Source organism: Streptomyces sp. NBC_01478, assembly GCF_036227225.1.
GTDB lineage: Bacteria > Actinomycetota > Actinomycetes > Streptomycetales > Streptomycetaceae > Streptomyces.
This window is the reverse complement of the sequence record NZ_CP109444.1, coordinates 7,423,265-7,439,920: the sequence shown is the minus strand read 5'-3', so window position 1 is coordinate 7,439,920 and position 16,656 is coordinate 7,423,265. Positions and strand designations below refer to the sequence as shown.

Annotated in this window: 11 protein-coding genes; 6 read left to right on the top strand and 5 right to left on the bottom strand. The window is 70.5% G+C overall.

Annotation, left to right across the window (positions count from 1 at the left end):
- Positions 1 to 69: 69 nt before the first annotated feature.
- Both OG223_RS33830 and OG223_RS33825 read right to left on the bottom strand, forming a co-directional pair.
- Positions 70 to 765 (bottom strand): polysaccharide deacetylase family protein, encoded by a 696-nt coding sequence (locus OG223_RS33830; protein ID WP_329256690.1) that lies wholly within the window; start codon positions 763 to 765, stop codon positions 70 to 72.
- Between the two features lie 37 nt (positions 766 to 802).
- On the bottom strand, positions 803 to 1,444 hold the full coding sequence (locus OG223_RS33825) for a glycoside hydrolase family 11 protein (RefSeq protein WP_329256687.1): 642 nt from the start codon (positions 1,442 to 1,444) through the stop codon (positions 803 to 805).
- Positions 1,445 to 1,761: 317 nt separating this feature from the next.
- On the opposite strand from OG223_RS33825, the gene OG223_RS33820 reads away from it, so the two are divergent.
- Entirely contained in the window at positions 1,762 to 3,066 is a 1,305-nt protein-coding gene (locus OG223_RS33820) for a M14 family zinc carboxypeptidase (RefSeq protein WP_329256684.1), read from the top strand.
- An 18-nt stretch (positions 3,067 to 3,084) separates the two neighbouring features.
- Here OG223_RS33820 and OG223_RS33815 read toward each other — a convergent pair whose 3' ends face one another.
- Complete coding sequence (locus tag OG223_RS33815) at positions 3,085 to 3,696, bottom strand: TetR/AcrR family transcriptional regulator C-terminal domain-containing protein (protein ID WP_329256679.1); 612 nt, start codon at positions 3,694 to 3,696, stop codon at positions 3,085 to 3,087.
- 58 nt (positions 3,697 to 3,754) lie between these two features.
- Between OG223_RS33815 and OG223_RS33810 the strand changes: the two genes are divergently transcribed.
- The 5 genes from OG223_RS33810 (at position 3,755) to OG223_RS33790 (ending at position 7,117) form a co-directional block, all read left to right on the top strand.
- Positions 3,755 to 5,281, top strand: coding sequence for an FAD-dependent monooxygenase (locus tag OG223_RS33810; protein ID WP_329256675.1), 1,527 nt, complete (start codon positions 3,755 to 3,757; stop codon positions 5,279 to 5,281).
- Positions 5,282 to 5,321: 40 nt separating this feature from the next.
- Positions 5,322 to 6,077, top strand: coding sequence for an SDR family oxidoreductase (locus OG223_RS33805; protein WP_329256672.1), 756 nt, complete (start codon positions 5,322 to 5,324; stop codon positions 6,075 to 6,077).
- A gap of 61 nt (positions 6,078 to 6,138) precedes the next feature.
- Positions 6,139 to 6,477, top strand: a complete 339-nt coding sequence (locus OG223_RS33800; protein WP_329256669.1) for a hypothetical protein — start codon at positions 6,139 to 6,141, stop codon at positions 6,475 to 6,477.
- Between the two features lie 114 nt (positions 6,478 to 6,591).
- Positions 6,592 to 6,861 carry a type II toxin-antitoxin system Phd/YefM family antitoxin gene (locus OG223_RS33795; RefSeq protein ID WP_019434848.1) on the top strand — a complete coding sequence of 90 codons (270 nt, stop codon included), beginning with the start codon at positions 6,592 to 6,594 and terminating at the stop codon, positions 6,859 to 6,861.
- Complete coding sequence (locus OG223_RS33790) at positions 6,854 to 7,117, top strand: type II toxin-antitoxin system RelE family toxin (RefSeq protein WP_329256666.1); 264 nt, start codon at positions 6,854 to 6,856, stop codon at positions 7,115 to 7,117. Before OG223_RS33795 ends, OG223_RS33790 begins: the two co-directional genes overlap by 8 nt.
- 436 nt (positions 7,118 to 7,553) lie before the next feature.
- On the opposite strand, the gene OG223_RS33785 is transcribed toward OG223_RS33790, so the two are convergent.
- Together OG223_RS33785 and OG223_RS33780 are read right to left on the bottom strand one after the other, a co-directional pair.
- Positions 7,554 to 9,839 carry a UvrD-helicase domain-containing protein gene (locus OG223_RS33785; RefSeq protein WP_329256664.1) on the bottom strand — a complete coding sequence of 762 codons (2,286 nt, stop codon included), beginning with the start codon at positions 9,837 to 9,839 and terminating at the stop codon, positions 7,554 to 7,556.
- Complete coding sequence (locus tag OG223_RS33780; RefSeq protein WP_329256662.1) at positions 9,836 to 16,606, bottom strand: DEAD/DEAH box helicase; 6,771 nt, start codon at positions 16,604 to 16,606, stop codon at positions 9,836 to 9,838. The genes OG223_RS33785 and OG223_RS33780 overlap by 4 nt, the downstream gene beginning before the upstream one ends.
- Positions 16,607 to 16,656: the final 50 nt, after the last annotated feature.

The window sequence follows — 16,656 nt, the reverse complement described above, 5'->3', positions numbered from 1 at the left end:
CAACCTGAAAGCGCAGGTCAATACCCTGGCCAGAGGGGTACGGGGGTGGTACGGGCGGCGCGGCGGCCGCTATCCGGGGGCGACCGCTCGCCCCGTCTGCGGCGAGATCATCCCGGCGCACAGACCACGGGCCGCCAGCCCTTGCGCGATGCGCGGGATCGCCGTGACCGTGTTGGCCGGCCAGTCGTGCATGAGGATGATCTGGCCGTTGGTGAGCCGGCCGGCCGCCGCGACGATCGCGTCGGCGCTCGCGCCGTTCCAGTCCTGCGAGTCGACGTCCCAGATGATCTGCGTCAGACCGTACTTCGTCGCTACGGCCTTCACCGTCGCGTTGGTCTCGCCGTACGGCGGGCGGAAGAGCCTGGGGGTGCCGCCGCCCGCGGCCGCGACGGCCCGCTGGGTGCGGGCGATCTCCGAGTCGATCGTCGCCTGGGTCTGCTGGGTGAGGTGCGGGTGGGTGTAGCTGTGGTTGCCGACCCACATCCCGGCGGTGACCTGCGCCTTGACCTGCGCGGGGTAAGTGGCCGCGTACTGGCCCTCGTTGAACATCGTGGCCCGAAGACCGTTCTGCTTCAGCGCGTTGAGGAGGGTGGGTGTGTTGCCGGACGGGCCGTCGTCGAAGGTGAGCCCGACGTAGCCGCCGCAAGTGGCGGCCCGCGCAGGGGTGTTCACGCCGACGGCGAGGGTGCCGGCGGCGGCCAGGGCGAGGACGGCCAGCCCGGTGACCTGCCGGGTGACCAGGGGTCGTAACGATGCGGGTTTCATGTGAAGTGCTCCTCCGGCATCGGGAGTTGGGGGGTGGTCAGCTCACGGTGATGCTGGATCTGCCGCTGCTCTGGTAGCCCTCGGTCGCGAGGATCATGTAGTAGCGGAAGGCGCCGAGCGGCATTCCGGCGCGGGCCCAGGCGTCGAAGTGGTTGCCGGTGGTGATGGTGCCGCCGGTGCGCTTCGTCTGCCGGACGCTCCAGTACTGGTCGAAGGTCTTGGTGCCTTCCACGGAGGGGGCGTTGTACCGCGTCGTCTTGTAGATGTCGTACGTCCCGCCGTCACTGGTGACGGTGCCCTTGTACGTGCCCGTGGGCCGGTAGGTGCCCCAGTTGTCGACGACGTAGTACTCGACGAGCGGGCTCGACGTCCAGCCGTAGAGCGACAGATAGCCGTTGCCGGACGGGGTGAAGGTCCCCGAGTACGTCACGCTCCGGCGGCCGCCGGTGCTCCAGCCCTTGCCCGCGACGAAGTTTCCGGTGTTGCTCCACGTGGTGCCGTAGGCGCCGCCGGAGCCGAGATTCATGGAGACCGACCCTTGGGAGTCGGTCCAGAACGAGTAGTAGTAGCCGTTGTTGGTACCGGTCTGGTTCGTGGTGACGACCGTGTCGGCACGGGCGGTGCCGGGCAGGGTCATCATCGCCAGGAAGGCCAGCAGCAGTGCGGGTGCCTTTTTCATGGGGGTGTTTCCTCCTCGTCCTGGTGGCAACACGGTCACGACGGCGTCAGTGTTGGCCTGCCCCTGTCAACTGTCAATAGTTTCGGTGTCGAGAACGAAATATTCGCTGCCTCTCAACGCCAGGCATCTCATCGAATTCCGCAGCTCACACACCACATGGAACGATTCACGGCGGAGAACTCCCAACAAATAGCGGGAGATTGAGATCCAGCCGTCGAATGATTTCGCTCGAATGTTTCGAAGAATGCCTCGATCTTGCGGTCGAGGCTCCCTGGGGCGTCATTGACAACCGTCACACGACTTACACGATGGCTCGCATGACGAACCGTTACCCCACCGTCGCCGAGGTCACCGAGGCGGCGCGGCACCTGGTCTCCCGGCACCCCGGAGCCTGCCGACTGCGCCGGATCGGTACGTCCCGCGCGGGCCGCCCGCTCCTGCTGCTGTCCGTGGGACACGGACCGCACCACGTCCTCGTGGTCGCCGGACCGCACCCCGACGAGCCGGTCGGCGGCGCGACCGCGCTCGTGCTCGCGGAGCAGGTGGCACGCGGCGACCGCCTGTCCACGGCGACCGACCCCGCCCTCGTCACCTGGGACATCGTCCTGTGCCTCGACCCGGACGGCGCCGCCCTGAGCGAGGCCGGAGCCGAGGGGGCCACGGCCGACCCCACCACCCCCACCCTCCGGAGCTACTACCGCGCCACCTACCGCCCGATCGCCGCGGAGCAACCGGAATGGGCACCGATCGTCTCCAGCCAACTCCCGGAGAGCCAGGCCCTGTTCGAGCTCATCGACGAGCTGCGCCCGTTCCTCCAGTGCTCCCTGCACAGCACCGATGTGGGCGGTAGCTGGGTCCAGTTGACCCGCGACCTCCCCGAACTGGCCACGCCCTTCCGGAGATCCGCCGCGGAACTCGGCATCCCCCTCCAACACGGCACGTACGACGCCCTGTTCTGGGAGAACCCCAGCCCCGCCGTCTACGTCCTGCCCCCGCCGGACGGCACCGCACGCCTGGCGGCCGGTTCGGAGAACATCGGGGCGTCCACCTGGTGCGCACCCCTGCGGTACGGCGGTGTCACCGCGATCGTCGAAGTCCCCATGTGGGCAAGCGACTTGGCCCAGGACCTGACCCCGTACCCGGAGGCCGGACGCGCGCTCCGCGACCTGGCCGACCTGGTCCTGACCGGCGGACGCCAGGTGACCGCCGTACTCGAAAAGGCACGCGCCTTCCTGCCCGCACCCCAGGACGACCCGCTCAGACGCGTACTGGAGTGGATGGCCGCCGGCCTCTACGACATGGTCGCCACCTCCTGGGAACCACTCGCCCGCCAGTCCGCCGACGACCCGCGACGATTGACGACGGCCCAGGTCTCGGCCCTGAACATCGTGGCCCGCCGCCAGCCGATCCGCGCGGCCGGCCTTCTGCTACGGCTCCTGCGCGCATCGGACGACCGGGCCGCCCCGACGCTCTACCGCGAGCTGGACGGGCTGTTCACCGCATGGTGCGCGGACGCCGAGGAGGCGCTGCGGGTGCGCTGGGTACCCGTCCACCACCAGGTGGAACACCAGGCACGTACGGTCGTGGCCGGCGTCGAGAGCGCGCTGAAGTCCGTCCACTGAAGCCCTCGGTCCGGCTCCTCACCGCCCGGCGAGCAGCGCCTCCACCCCGAACTCGTAGCGCTCCTCGAACGATCCGGGCGCGAGATGCCCGGCCACGCGATGCAGCGCGGGGTGCGTCGCCGGGGAGATCGCGCGCGCCAGGATGTCGCCCAACGGGCGGTGATCCACGGCCTGTTCCTCCTGGGTGAGCCCCAGGGCGAAGTAGACGACCGCCCACGAGGTCCACGCGGCCTCGCGATCACCCAGGCCGCACGCCAGCAACGCCTCGACCAGGCTCTCCGCGAAGGACAGCGTCATGGGCTCGGCGGCGTACGTGCCGACCACGAGGGCCGCGCCGTCACGATGGGACAGCAGGGCGCGGCGGAACCGGCGGGCCAGTTCGCGGGCCCGTTCGGCGGGGACTTCCGGCAGGCCGGCGAGCGGGATCTCGCCGAGTACGGCGTCCGCCATCAGCTCCAGCATCCGGGCCTTGGTCTTCACATGCCACTGCACGGTGTTGATCCGCACGCCGAGCCGGTCGGCGACCGCGCGCGTGGACACCGCGTCCAGACCCTTCTCGTCCAGGAGGTCCAGCCCTGCGCGGATCACCGTGGCCGGATCCAGTCGGTCGCTCTGTTGCTTGTTGGTCACTGACCTAGTTTACTTCACCCGAAGACTCTAGGTCAGCGACCAAGAAATGGGTGATCTCATGGCATCGCAACAGGTCGAAACAGGGCAGGCACGACAGGCACGGCGGATCGAATCGCAGCAGGTGGTCATCTCCGGAGGCGGCCCCGTCGGCCTCTGGCTCGCCGCCGAACTCCGGCTGAACGACATCTCCGTCACCGTCCTGGAGACCCGCACCGAGATCGACGACCGCTCCAAGGCGCTCACCGTGCACCCGCGCGGCGTCGAGGTGCTGGCCTCCCGGGGCATCCACCAGCGTTTCCTCGACGAGAGCCTGAAGATCTCCACGGGCCACTTCGCCAACCTGTCCAACCGGCTCGACTTCTCCGTCCTGGACACCCCGTTCCCGTACACCCTCTTCATCCCGCAGGCCCGCACCGAGGCGCTCTTCGAGGAGTACGCCCGCGGGCTCGGCGCCACCGTCCGGCGCGGGCACCGCGTCGCCGGCTTCACCGAGCACGCGGACTCGGTGACCGTGCGGGTGGAGGGGCCCGAGGGGCCGTACGAGATCGAGGCGGAGTACATCGCGGGCTGCGACGGGACCAGGAGCACCGTGCGCGAGGTCGCCGGGATCGAGTTCCCCGGCACGTCCTCGACCTGTCTCGGCTGGCTCGGTGACGTCCTCTTCGACAATCCGCCGGCGCCCGGTTTCAACCGCTTCAACGAGCGCGGCGGGCTGATGGTCGTGCCGCTGCCCGACAACCGGTGGCGGATCGCGGGCACCAGCCCCGACAGCGTGACCACCGAGTGGCCCGGCGACTTCACGCTGGACGAACTGCGGGAGAAGGTCGTCGACATCGCCGGCGACGACTTCGGCATGCGCGACCCGTCCTGGCTCTCCCGCTACGGCAACGCCACCCGGCTCGCCACCCACTACCGGCGTGGCCGCGTCGTCCTCGCGGGCGACGCCGCCCACCAGCACTTCCCCACCGGCGGTGTCGGCATGAACGTCGGTTTCCAGGACGCCTTCAACCTCGGCTGGAAGCTGGCCGCGACGATCGACGGCTGGGCCCCGGACGGGCTGCTGGACAGCTACCACACCGACCGCTACCCGGTCGGCGAGCAGTTGATGGAGCACAGCCGCGCGCAGACCTACCTGTTCCACGCCTTCTCGCCCGAGGGGCTCGCCCTGCGGGACCTGCTGAGCCGGATGGTCCCCGCGTCACGGGAGTTCAGCGACGTACTGGCCGGCCGCCTGACCGCGCTCGACGTCGCCTACCCGAGCACCGACCCCACGGCCCACCCGGTGACCGGCACCCGCGCCCCCGATCTCCCCCTGACCAGCACGGACGGCACGCTGTTCGGCGCGCTGCGGGCGGACTCGTACGTCCTGCTCGACCTCACGGAGGACGGCGCGCTCGCCGACCGCGCTCAGCGGCGGATCACCGTGCACACCGGTGCGCCCGACCGGACCCGGCCCGCCTGGGCGGACGTACGCGCCGCCCTGATCCGCCCGGACGGACACGTCACCCGGGCCTGGACGGAGGAGGACGACACCAAGCTGGGGGCGAGGGTGGACGCCGTCGTCACCACGGCCCTTGGCCGCTAGAGCGAGATAGGGAAAGGGAAAGGGAAAGGGAATCGGACTCATGGACCTCGGACTGAAGAACAGGGTGTACGTCCTCACCGGCGCCACCCGCGGGCTGGGCCACGCCGTCGCCCGCGAACTGGTCGCCGACGGCGCCAAGGTGGTCATCACCGGCCGCGACGAGAAGCGCGCCGCCGAGGCCGCGGCCGGGCTGGGCCCGAACGCGGCGGGAGTGGCCGTAGACAATTCGAACCCCCAGGCGCCACACCAACTGATCGCCACCGCAAGGGAGTTGTTCGGCGCCTTCGACGGCATCCTCGTCAGCGTCGGCGGCCCGCCCGCGGGCGACACGGCGGCCACCACCGACGCACAGTGGCAGGCGGCGTTCGAATCGGTGTTCCTGGGGGCGGTACGACTGGCCCGAGCGGCCGCGGCCGAACTGGAGCCCGGCGGCACCATCGGCTTCGTCCTCTCCGGCACGACCCACGAACCGGCCCCCGGCATGGCCATCTCCAACGGCCTGCGCCCCGGCCTGGCAGGCTTCGCGAAATCCCTCGCGGACGAAGTGGGCCCCCGCGGAATCCGCGTCGTAGGCCTCCTCCCGGGCCGCATCGCCACCGACCGCATGCGCGAACTGGACGCCCTGTCCGCCGACCCCGACGCCAGCCGGGCCGCCAACGAATCGGCGATCCCGCTCGGCCGTTACGGGACCCCGGAGGAGTTCGGCCGCACGGGCGCGTTCATGCTGTCTCCGGCGGCGTCGTACGTGACCGGGGTGATGGTGTCGGTGGACGGCGGGGCTCGACACGGTTTTTGAAAGGCTGCTGAGCGGTTCCGGAGCGGCTCGGCTTCGGAGAAGTGGTCGGGGACGGGCGCGGATGATCAGTGGCTACGTGTGGATCCTGCCGGCGGTGACCATCGCCGGATGGATCGCGTCGTGGTGGGGCCCCCACTGGATCCGCTGGACCCTGCTGTCCGCCTCGGCCGTCGTCTCCGTACTCTGCGTCGCCACCGGGGACGCCGAGAAGGGGTCACCGGCCACCCCGGTAGGCACCGGCTGCTCACCGCCGCTCGCGTGCATGGACTGGCATCCGGTGTACTGGCTCGAGGCCGGGCTGTTCGGCTTGGTGTGTTGTGCGGTACTGCTGATCCCGACAATCGCGGCGGAAGCCGTCGTCTGGTTCGAAGGACGGGGCTTCAGGGGCTCACCGGGCTGAGGGCCTTCCGGGACGGGGGCCGACTCCGAGGAGCCGGACCCCGCCTGACGAGCGATGAAGCACCACGGATTCCAGCCGTTGTGTACACATGGGACACTCGGTACGCTTGAGCGCATGACGCAGCCGCTGCCCATAGAGTCCATCCGCGACGTGCGCGCACATCTGGCCGAGGTCGTGGAGCGCGCGGATCGCGACGACGTACCCACGGTGATCACGCGCCGGGGCAAGGAAGTCGCCGCCGTGGTCTCCATCGAGGTACTGCGCAAGTACCAGGAGTGGGAAGAGCGCGAGATCAACCGGATCATCGACGAGCGCATGGCCAACCCTGCTCCCGGCATCCCGATCGAGGACATCATGAGGGAGACGCTGGCGCGCGGTGAGTGAGCACCGAACCGTCTTCCGCCCCGAGGCGCAGGCCGAACTCCGGAAGATCCCTCGCGCCATGGCGCTGCGCATCCTGGCCAAGCTGACCGAGCTGGAGACCGACCCCCTCGGCTTCAACACCACCGCACTCGTGTCCCAGCCCGACCGACGCCGTCTGCGCGTCGGTGACCATCGCGTCGTCTACACGATCGACAACGGAGAGTTGGTGGTCTGGGTCGTTCACGTGGGACACCGGTCCACTGTTTACGAACCCTGATTGCCGCTGACCCCACGTCAGAGTATCCAGCACCCATCCAGCACGGTGACGACGAAGGGATCGGACTCGACCGAGTCCGACCCCTTCTGACCTGCATATGTGCCACGTCAGCGACGTGGTGTTATTTCATCCGCTCAGACGTTGAACCGGAACTCCACCGCAACCCGTTTGACCTGCGGAAATGCAGAGTCATCCCAGCACTATCCCAGCACGGGATTCGCGACAAAGTACAAGAAGACCCAAGGTCACCAACGCTACCCGGCAACGCCCGCACGTGTACGAAGTCCGTGGAACTTCGTTGCAGGCCACATCCGGCTCGTGAGCCAAAGACAGCGTGTCGTCCTACCTTTGATGACTGCAAGGCCATCGGCCCCGATCCGCGCCGGGCGGTGCAGCCGTGCTCACGGTCGGCCACCGTCGGGGAAAGGGATCCCTTTCACTCGGTCGGAAGCAGTGGTGAAAGGAAACGGCTCGGTTCACCGTGCCAGGTGATGGCGAGCGCATCACGGGCGCGGGTCGCCGCGACGAAGAGCAGCGAGCGTGCCCGATGAAGCTCCCGTTGATGGCGGCTCGGATCCGTGTATTCCCACGCGTCCACGGAGGCGCGGGGAACAAGCCCTTCGGCCACCCCGGCGATGATCAGGCAGCGGTACTCCAGGCCCTTGAAGCGGTACATGGTGCCGATATGGACGCCCTGGTCGCCGCGCGGCCCGTCCGGGGTGATCTCCGTCGCCGTGATGCCGCGGCGGGCGAGGCGGTCGGCGAGCTGGGTGACCATGTCATTGGTCGGGACGCAGATGGCCGTGGCCTCGCGGGGGACGTCGTGCCAGGCCCGCAGTTGATCCACGACGAGGTCCATCTCCTCGTCCCAGCTCCGGGCGCCGCGCAGCGAAGGGGCCCGGCCGTGGAGGACCGAACGGTATCCGGCGAGTGTGTCGACGTCACCGTCGAGGTCGTCGTAGTCGATGTCGTCCAAAACCCGGACGGCGTCCCGGAGGATCTCCCGGGTCGTGCGGTAGCTGAGGGTCAGTCGGGAGGAACGGCCGCGGATGTGGACACCCAGGCTGCCGAGGGTGACTTGGTTGTCGTAGATCCGCTGGTGGGTGTCGCCGACCAGGAAGATGTCGTCGGGCCCGGCGGGCGCCATGGCGCGCAGCATCTTCCAGTGGGCGGGGCTGAGGTCCTGGGCCTCGTCGACCACGATGTGCCGGTAGCGGTGCTTCAACCGGGCACCGGAGCCGGCCTCGACGTGGCGGTTCTCAAGACCGCCGCGCTCCTCGCGTTCCTCCGACAGCCGGTCGATCCTGGCCCGGCGGGCGGTCTCCAGCCGTGCGGCCCGCTCCGCGACCTGGCGGTGTGTCTCCAGTCCCTTGGTCTCCAGACGTTGGGTGAAGCGTTCGGCGAGCTGCCAGATGCCGGCGCGTTCGGCACGGGTGACACTGCGGCCTCGCCCGGCCCGCCGGACGGTGAAGTACTCGCTCCTGGACGCCACCGCCTGGCCGAGGATCACCTGGTTCCACTCGTCACTGAGGAACTCGGCACTCCAGCGGGACTCCCCGGCTTCCACCAGCAGCGCCCGCCACTCGCGCAGCGCGGCCGTGTCGTCGATCCGCCGCTTCGCGTTGCCCGGGTCGGCCTCGCTGACGATGCGGGTGGCGAGCTGGTCGACATGGGTGATGTCGACGCGGGCCAGCACCTCGGGGCCGCCGAGGGAAAGCAACCGGGACCGCAGGTCCACGGCGAGGTTCCGGTTGAACGTGGTGAGCAGGACGGGCCGGGTGCGGCCGGGCGGGAGCTGTCGCACCAGATGGCACACGCGGTGGAGGGCGACGATCGTCTTGCCCGTCCCCGGGCCGCCGCCGACCCGCGCGGGGCCGGAGTAGTGCCGGTGGACCAGCTTCTCCTGGGTGGGGTGCAGGAAGACCTTCCAGCGTCCGAAATCGCCCTCCTCCAGGATGCTCTGCAGTGATTCGTCGTCGGTGATCACCACGGTCTGCGAGCGGTCGAGCGCCGCCTGCCAGTCGTCGGTGTCCAGGTTCTTCTCCGGCTCGGTCACGGCGACGGGCGCGGTGACCTGTTCCATGACCTCCTGGTACGGGACGCCGTCGCGCAGCCGGAGGAGGACTTCCCCGGTGTGGCGGGGGGCGTACTCGGCGAGACCGAGCAGTTCGTCGTCCGTGGTGAGCTTCCGGACGAGCGGGATGAGCGGCCCGGCGACGCCGAGGTCCGCGAGCTGCTCGTCGGTGTACGCGGCGAAGAGGGGTTTCTCCGCCGGCTCCGGTGTCTTCGCCGACTCCGGCATGCCCTGAAGCCCCAGCACGTCCGCATGCTCCGGCGTGAGTTCACGGCGGAGCGCGCCCTCCTCGACGACCTGGAGGTCGACGTACTCGATGGCGCCGGTGATGTGGTTGATGCCGTAGTTGAACCGGCTCAGATTCTGGTGGACGTGGCTGCGGTGCTTGACCGAGACGAGCAGCCAGTCGTCGCCGCCGAGGCGGATCATCAGGGCCCGCCACTCCCGGTTGACGCGCGCCGACCAGAGCCGGTCGTGGCCTTCCAGCTGCTTGAGCTGGAACCCGCCTGCGTCGGGGTTGCGGCGGAAGTCGTGCTGGAACTTGTAGAACGCCCCGAGAACCGCGCGGTCCAGTCTGACGATTTCCTTGTCGGCCTTGTCGAGCAGGCGCAGGGTCACGCCCGTCCTCGGCGTGCCGGTGACCGTCATCGCTCGTTCTCCTCGTGCTCGTTCGTCGCCCTGGGTGCGTCGCCGTTCACCAGCCGGGCGAGTTCGTCAGCGTCCCATTCCGTCGCGGTACGGACCTGCCAGCCCGCCTCCCGGTAGACCCGGTCCCGTTGTTCGGCGTCGATGTCCCGTGCGGTCACCGGGTCCGGCCGGTGTGCGAGAACGACGCCTACGCGCGGGGCGGGCCAGGCGAGTTCGGCGGGCCAGGCGGCTGCTCCCAGCTCGAAGCCGGCCTCCGGTGCGGGCAGGCCCCGGTCGGCGAGCGACCGGGCGAGAGCGGGCAGCCCGGGATCGTCGACGAGGAACTCGATGACCTCGTCCCAGGCCGGATCGCGTACAGCCGCGGGGGCCTGCTCGGCGGCGCCCGCTCGGTCCGTTTCCGGCACCGGCCCGCCCGCCGCCGCTTCGTGCGCCCGGCGCTGCGAGGTGAGCCATCCGGCTCCCCCGGTCACCGCCAACCCGGCCGGGTCGAATCCGGGCAGCATGCCCGTCGTGAGCTGGACTCCGTCCCCCTCGCCCGCGTCGAGGAACTGGAGCAGGTTGCTCCAGTACAGCCATGCCTGCCAGCGCCTGCGATGGGCGGCCTCGTCCTCCGCGGCCGTTTCTGTGTCGTCGTCGAGTACGGTCAGCGCCGTCCAGGCCGCCCCGGTCTGTCCCCTGCGCAGGTCGAGCACGATGGTGAGCGGGCATCCCGACGTGTCCCGGGTCGCCATGACCTGGACGGCACCATGTCCCCCGGCGAGCCGCCGCCCATGCAGCGCCTCGCCGATCCCGCGTGCGATGTCCTCGCCGTCGGTCAGGGCTCTGCTGGTGGCCGACACGGCGGCGAAGCCGGCGAGCGTGCTCTGGGTGCGCCGCCGCCACAGGCCGGGGTCGGGGTCGGTGAGGTAGCCGATCAGTGTGTCCACCGGGTTGGCCCACATCAGGCGCGGCAGGTCGCGGGTGTCTCCGGCGTGCATGCGCCGGTGAACGTCCATGGCCGCCTTCTGCGCCGTGTTCGGGTACGGCTTCCACGCGGGGTCGGCGGGCGGCCTGGCCTGCCCGGTCCAGGCCCGCACGTCGTCCCAGGTGAGCTGGAAGACCTGCCAGCCCTCCGTGCGCAGCCGGGTGCGCTTGGCCGTGTCCTCCTCGGCGGTGAGGTGCGCGGGGCTCGCGTGATAGCGGTACCCGTCGAGGTAGACGGCGACGCGGCGGTCGTCGTCGGTGCTGCGGAAGACGACGTCCGGCCGGGTGAAGCCGAGCGGGGTCTGGGTCTCCATCCGCCAGCCGCGGACGGTTCCGTCGGGTGCGGTGAAGCGCAGGGTGGTGTCCCTGGTGCCGTCGGCGGTGAGCGCGGTGCGGACGCTGACGTCGTCCACCTGCTCGGCCCACTCCAGCAGCCCGCGCCGGAAGAGGGCCTCCAGTTCGCTCTCCACCTGGTGGACCAGGGTGATGTCCCGCGTGGTGGCGACCGGTCCGACGCTCCACCCGTCGGCGGTCCGGCCGAACAGGTCGCCCAGCATGTCCAGGGCATGCTCGCGGGAGACGAGTTCGTACTCGCTGTCGGTGACGTGCCGCAGCAGGCAGCGGTGGCAGGCGGTCCGGCCCTGTGTCACGCACACACAGGTCTCGACGACCTCGCGTGCGTCCTCCAGAACGCCCTTGAGTCCGTCCCGGCCGGCGAGGCGGTGCAGATATCCGGTGCCGCCGGGGAGGGTGTCGTACAGCACGAGGAAATGGCGGCGGTGCGCCGCCTCGCCACCCTCGTCGGGCATGGAGTCCGTGACGACGGCGAGGTGGTCGGGGTCGCCGCCGTAGCTGCGGGCGATACCGGCCAGCAGCAGCGCCTTGAAGGACGCGAGGCGTTCCTGGGTGTACGCGGTGACAGCGGGGATGAGGATGCGCAGGGCATCGGTGCGCAGTTCGTGGGCGAGCAGGACCCGTTCGCCCCGTCGTGCCGTGGCGGCATCGGCACGACGCCTGGGGCACCAGGGCCGGTGGTACTTGGCGGTCGTGGACGTGTCGCCCGCGTCGTGCACGGCGGGTCCGCCGTCCGGGTCGGCGAAGCCACACGCGTCGCACACCCAGAAGGGGTTGAGGCGGATCTCCCGTCCGGCGAAGGCCGTATCGGTGCCGCCCTCCACTCGGGTGGCTCCGACGTTGATGTGGCGGATGTGCGCCTGTCTGGTGAACTCCCAGCCGAAGGTGGCGTGTTGGTGTTTCCAGGCCTGTTCGACATCGCGCGCGTCGATGTCGACGGCGGGGACGACGGTGTAATGCCGCCGCTCCCGTTCGTCGCTGTCGTCGCGTACGCGGACGTCGTCGCGTTCGTCCCGGGAGGTAACGCGGCGCGGTACCAGCACCTTGTGCAGGCAGCCGACGTCTCCGATGGCCGCAGAGCGGCAGCGCGGGCAGAGGGAGGCGTCCTGTTCGGCCCGGTGGGTGCGGACGTGGCCGCAGTCGGGGCAGATCCGCCACCAGAGCCAGGCCGGGCGGCCGGAACTACCGATGTCCAGTCCGGTGACGCGGTGCTTGTAGCCCTGCGCGTAGTAGTGGTTGCCGGGCGCGAACTCGGTGAGGGCGAGGCGGGCGGGACGGCGGTGCGGGATGGTCTTGTTGTGGTTCTCGCGCCGGCCGTCGGCGGTCTTCTCGGTCCAGGTGAGAGTGGCTTCGAGTTCGGTGGCGGAATCGATCAGGCTGTAGTTGGGCAGCAGACCGAGATCGACAAGCGCGCCGTGCGCGGTGGTACGGACGATGTCGCGGGCTACACGTGCCACGTCCCGGCGTTCGGCACGCAGTTCACGGCCCTGCCGTTCGTGGTCTGGGTCGCCGGCGACGAGCAGTCCGTGCGCCCGGTCGATGGCCTCGGTCCGGCGCTGGAGTTCGGCGCGGCGGTCCTCCCAGCGCCGGCGCGCCGATTGCAGGGCACCGCCGAGTCCGTCTTCGCCCGGGTCGGTGGCGTAGGTGACGAGGGCCGCGCGGGCCTGTGGGTCGACGCCGGTGCCACGAGTCTCGTCGTAGGACGGGAAGAGGTCCAGGAAGTTCCGTACGAGCTGAGGGCCGTCGGCGAGGGCGGCTTCGGCGAACTCGGCCTGCCAGGCCGAGGTTCCGAACAGTTCGGTGGCGCGTGCCGGCAGTGGCCGCAGGGGCGTCCCGTCGGGAGCGGTGAGCCGTCCGGCGCCCGCGAGGTCGAGGAGGTGGGCCAGGTATTGGCGGCGCAGGATCTCGGCGGCGGACAGGTAGCAGCCGGGCGGCAGGACGTCCCCGGCGATCATGAGTCGAGGATCTTCGAGATAATAACGGTCGCGCGGGCCCCGGTCGACCATGGTCAGCAGATAGGCGTTGCCGGTGGCGCGGCCCGCCCGTCCGACGCGCTGGATGTAGTTGGCCGGGCCCTTGGGCAGGGAGGCCAGAACGACGGCGGAGAGATCGCCGATGTCGATGCCGAGTTCGAGGGTGGGGGTGCAGGACAGCACCTGCGGGTTGGCGTAGTGGACGTCGATTCCGTCGCGGAAGGCCTTCTCCACCGTCTCGCGCCGGGCGCGGCTGAGGGCACCGGTGTGCTCGGCGGTGTTGATGGTGAAGACGCCGGCCTCGCGGTACATGCGCCGGTAGAAGTCGTCGGTGAAGTCCCGCTGACGCAGTCCGCTGTCCAGGTCACGGCCGATGTTCAGGATGCCGTCGCAGCGATAGCGGGGGCAGGGCCGACCGTGCCACTGGTCGGCGAGGTCTGGGTGGACGGTCTGTTCCCAGAAGCACTGCGGACAGTGCGCGGTGGCGTCGGGAAGGGCGTCGTCGGCGAGTTTGCGGACCTGGATATGGCCGGGCTGGAGTCCGTAGACGCGGGTGGCGCCGTCGAGCGCGGTGCGTACGGAGACGACGCCCAGGTCGGCGAGCGCGGGCAGCAGCCGTGTCAGGAAGGCGGCGGCCGTGTCCGGTCGCAGGCCGAGGGAACGTACGGCCCAGTCCTGGTACCAGCCGAGGCGGCCAGTGAGTACGTCGAAGTCCTCGCTGCCCTGTTTGGGAGTGCCGAGGAGGAAGGCGGGCGCAGACACGCCCCGGGGGAAGGCGGGCATCCCGGTCTCGCGCCCGCCCCAGATCGCCCACCGGCGCACCCCGGCCTGGTCCAGCCAGGGGTCCAGCCAGGCGTGTCGGACGGCACCCCGGATGCGCATGCGTTCCAGCAGACCGCGCAAGAATCCGACGTACTGGTCGGGCCCGGGGACCGACCCGTCCGCGAAGGCGATCTCTCCAGGCGTGGTGAGCAGGAGCTCCCGTACGAGGTCCGCCGCGGCATCCGGGTCCGTCAGGGGCACGTCGGCGGCGACGGTGCGGGTGAGTTCCAGGGTGCGGCCCTGCCGGGACCGCAGACCGAACTCCATGACGGTGGCGAACGCCAGGCGCTGCGCGATCAGTTCCCACGTGGGTCTGGAGCCACGGCTGCGGCCGGACAGCAGCGTGTCCACGCCCCGCACCGGGTGCAGGTCCGGCGGGATGACGGCGGCCTGCACGGCCTTGCTGTCGACGACATCCTCTATCAGGTCGGCGGCCAGGTCGTTCAGGGTGATCGGTTCGTTCTCGTCGATGCGGCTGGCGAGGAGGGCGCGCAGCGAGAACGTGTAGGAGCGGCTGGCGACGTATCCGGCGCGGTGGGCGGCGTCCTGGACGGAGTCGTTGAAGAGAAGGGTCTTGTTCTCCTTGAGGTTCCTGTCGAGTTCGCCGCCGGTGAAGAGCTGGGTGATGGCGGCGGCGGCGAGCGCGGCGAGGCCGGTGCCGAGGTATCGGATGGAGTTGGCGGTGTGGCAGGCGGGGCACTGGTCGCGTTCGGCGGCCCGTTCGCCCGCGAGGTCGGCGTGGACGAACGCGGCGTTGTGCGGGGCCCGTGGCCGAAGCGGCCCGTCCGCGTCCTCCGGACCCTCCGCGTCGGTGAAGTCGGTCTCGGGCGACAGGGGCCGCAGCCGTCCGCCGCTGCCCTCCAGGACCATTACGGTGGATCCGCCGCGCCGGCGTTCGGGTCCGGCCCCGTAGGCCGCCTGGTGCACCTCGCGCGGGGTCGCAGCGATCATGTTGCGCACCCGGCGTTTGTCGCGCCCGACCGAGGCGCGGCGGATCTTCGTAGCGTTCAGGTCGAGGTCGGCGGGGTCGACCTCCGGTGAGTACGCGGCCCAGCCGGAACGTCCGCACTCTCGGCAGAAGACGGCCGGCAGGAAGACCTCGGCGGGCGGCGGCGCACTGTCGTCGGCGGGTACGACCCCCTGTCCGGCGGCGTCGAGCGGTAGGGCCGCTTCCTCCCCGTCGTAAGGGGAGCGCCGGGCGGCCGGGCCCGGGCCCTTGTGGGCCAGGCCCCCGCGGGCGGTCACCCGTTCGTCGTCCCAGCGGAACTCGGCGCGTGCCACGCCGATGCCGCGCAGCACCCGGGATACGGAGCGGACCCAGTGGTGAATCTCGACGGACAGCAACGGCCGTCCGGGGTGCTCCGGGTCGCGGGCGTACGACAGGAGGGCGACGTAGCGGGCGAGGGCGCGGGCGGCGAGACGCGGGCGCTGCTGTACGGCCACGCCCCAGTGGTAGGCGTAGCGGGGCAGTACCTCGGTGATCTCGGCGAGGGTCTTCGGGGTGCCGTCGAGGATCTCCAGGACGGCCGCGGTCAGCCGGTGGCGGCGCAGCACGGCCCCGAGTTCCTCGGGGCTCGGTCCGCTCAGACCGGTGAACCCGGCCACGAGGTCGTCCATGGCGCCGGCGTCACGGGTGGGGTCGCCGAGAGCGTCGACCTCCTCGGGCGAGGGGAACGGCAGGCCGAAGTCGCTCTCGCCGGTGAAGTCCTTGGTGGAGCGCCGGTCCTCGCCCACGACCGCGTCGGGCGGGAACGGTACGCCGAAGACCTGCTCGGCGACTTCCCTCATGCCCACCCGGCCGTTGCCGGTGCCGTTCTCGCCGAGGGTGGCGGAGGTGGCGACGGGGCAGACCGGCCCCAGTGGGCGGCCGGTTTCGGCAAGCCCGGTGACCGACCCGAGGCGGCGCAGCAGCATCGCGACGTCCGTGCCCTGGGCGCCGTCGTAGGTGTGGAACTCGTCAAGGACGACGTAGGCGAGCGCCGGGTCCTGCCACAGCCGCCGGTCCTCGGGCCGCTGGAGGAGCAGGTCGAGCATCTTGTAGTTGGTGATCAGGATGTCCGGTACGGTGCGCCGGATCTCGTCCCGGTCGACGGTGATCATCGGGTTGGCCTGCTTGAACTCCTGCGACGGCGTGTCGCCGATGTAGAGCGCGGCCCGCACGCCCGCGTCGCGCAGCCGGGTGTCCTTGGGATCGCCGAGCCGCTCACCGATGCGGTGGGCCTGGTCGGTGGCGAGGGCGTTCATGGGGTAGAGCAGGATCGCTTTGACGCCCTCCCGGCCGGCCTGCCGTGCGCGGTAGCAGTGGTCGAGCAGCGGAATCAGGAACGACTCGGTCTTCCCGGACCCGGTGCCGGTGGTGACGAGGGTAGGCCGCGCCGGACCGTGCAGCGTGGACAGTCGTTCCCAGACCCGCTCCTGGTGCCGGTACGGGGTCAGGTCGGGGTACCAGGTCAGGTGCCGCTTCCAGTCCGTGCCGTCGGCGGTCCGGAACGGTGTGCGGACGCGGAGGTAGGGGCCGCGGAAGATGCCGTCCTCGGGGTCGCCGAGGAAGTTCTCCAGGGCCCGGCGCGTGCTCTCGTCGGCCAGCGCGTACGTCGTCGCGAGGTACTGGCTCAGACTGTCCCGTACCTGGTCGGCGGCGAGGGTGGGACGCACGCGCGCTCCTTCTTGGTGCTGGTGGGGCCGGTGGGCGGCCGTTCACCGGC

What these genes read in the sequence shown, in the direction of transcription:
- OG223_RS33830 (WP_329256690.1), bottom strand. Translation starts at nt 765, where the DNA reads ATGAAACCCGCATCGTTACGACCCCTGGTCACCCGGCAGGTCACCGGG.
- OG223_RS33825 (WP_329256687.1), bottom strand. Translation starts at nt 1,444, where the DNA reads ATGAAAAAGGCACCCGCACTGCTGCTGGCCTTCCTGGCGATGATGACC.
- OG223_RS33820 (WP_329256684.1), top strand. Translation starts at nt 1,762, where the DNA reads ATGACGAACCGTTACCCCACCGTCGCCGAGGTCACCGAGGCGGCGCGG.
- OG223_RS33810 (WP_329256675.1), top strand. Translation starts at nt 3,755, where the DNA reads ATGGCATCGCAACAGGTCGAAACAGGGCAGGCACGACAGGCACGGCGG.
- OG223_RS33805 (WP_329256672.1), top strand. Translation starts at nt 5,322, where the DNA reads ATGGACCTCGGACTGAAGAACAGGGTGTACGTCCTCACCGGCGCCACC.
- OG223_RS33800 (WP_329256669.1), top strand. Translation starts at nt 6,139, where the DNA reads ATGATCAGTGGCTACGTGTGGATCCTGCCGGCGGTGACCATCGCCGGA.
- OG223_RS33795 (WP_019434848.1), top strand. Translation starts at nt 6,592, where the DNA reads ATGACGCAGCCGCTGCCCATAGAGTCCATCCGCGACGTGCGCGCACAT.
- OG223_RS33785 (WP_329256664.1), bottom strand. Translation starts at nt 9,839, where the DNA reads ATGACGGTCACCGGCACGCCGAGGACGGGCGTGACCCTGCGCCTGCTC.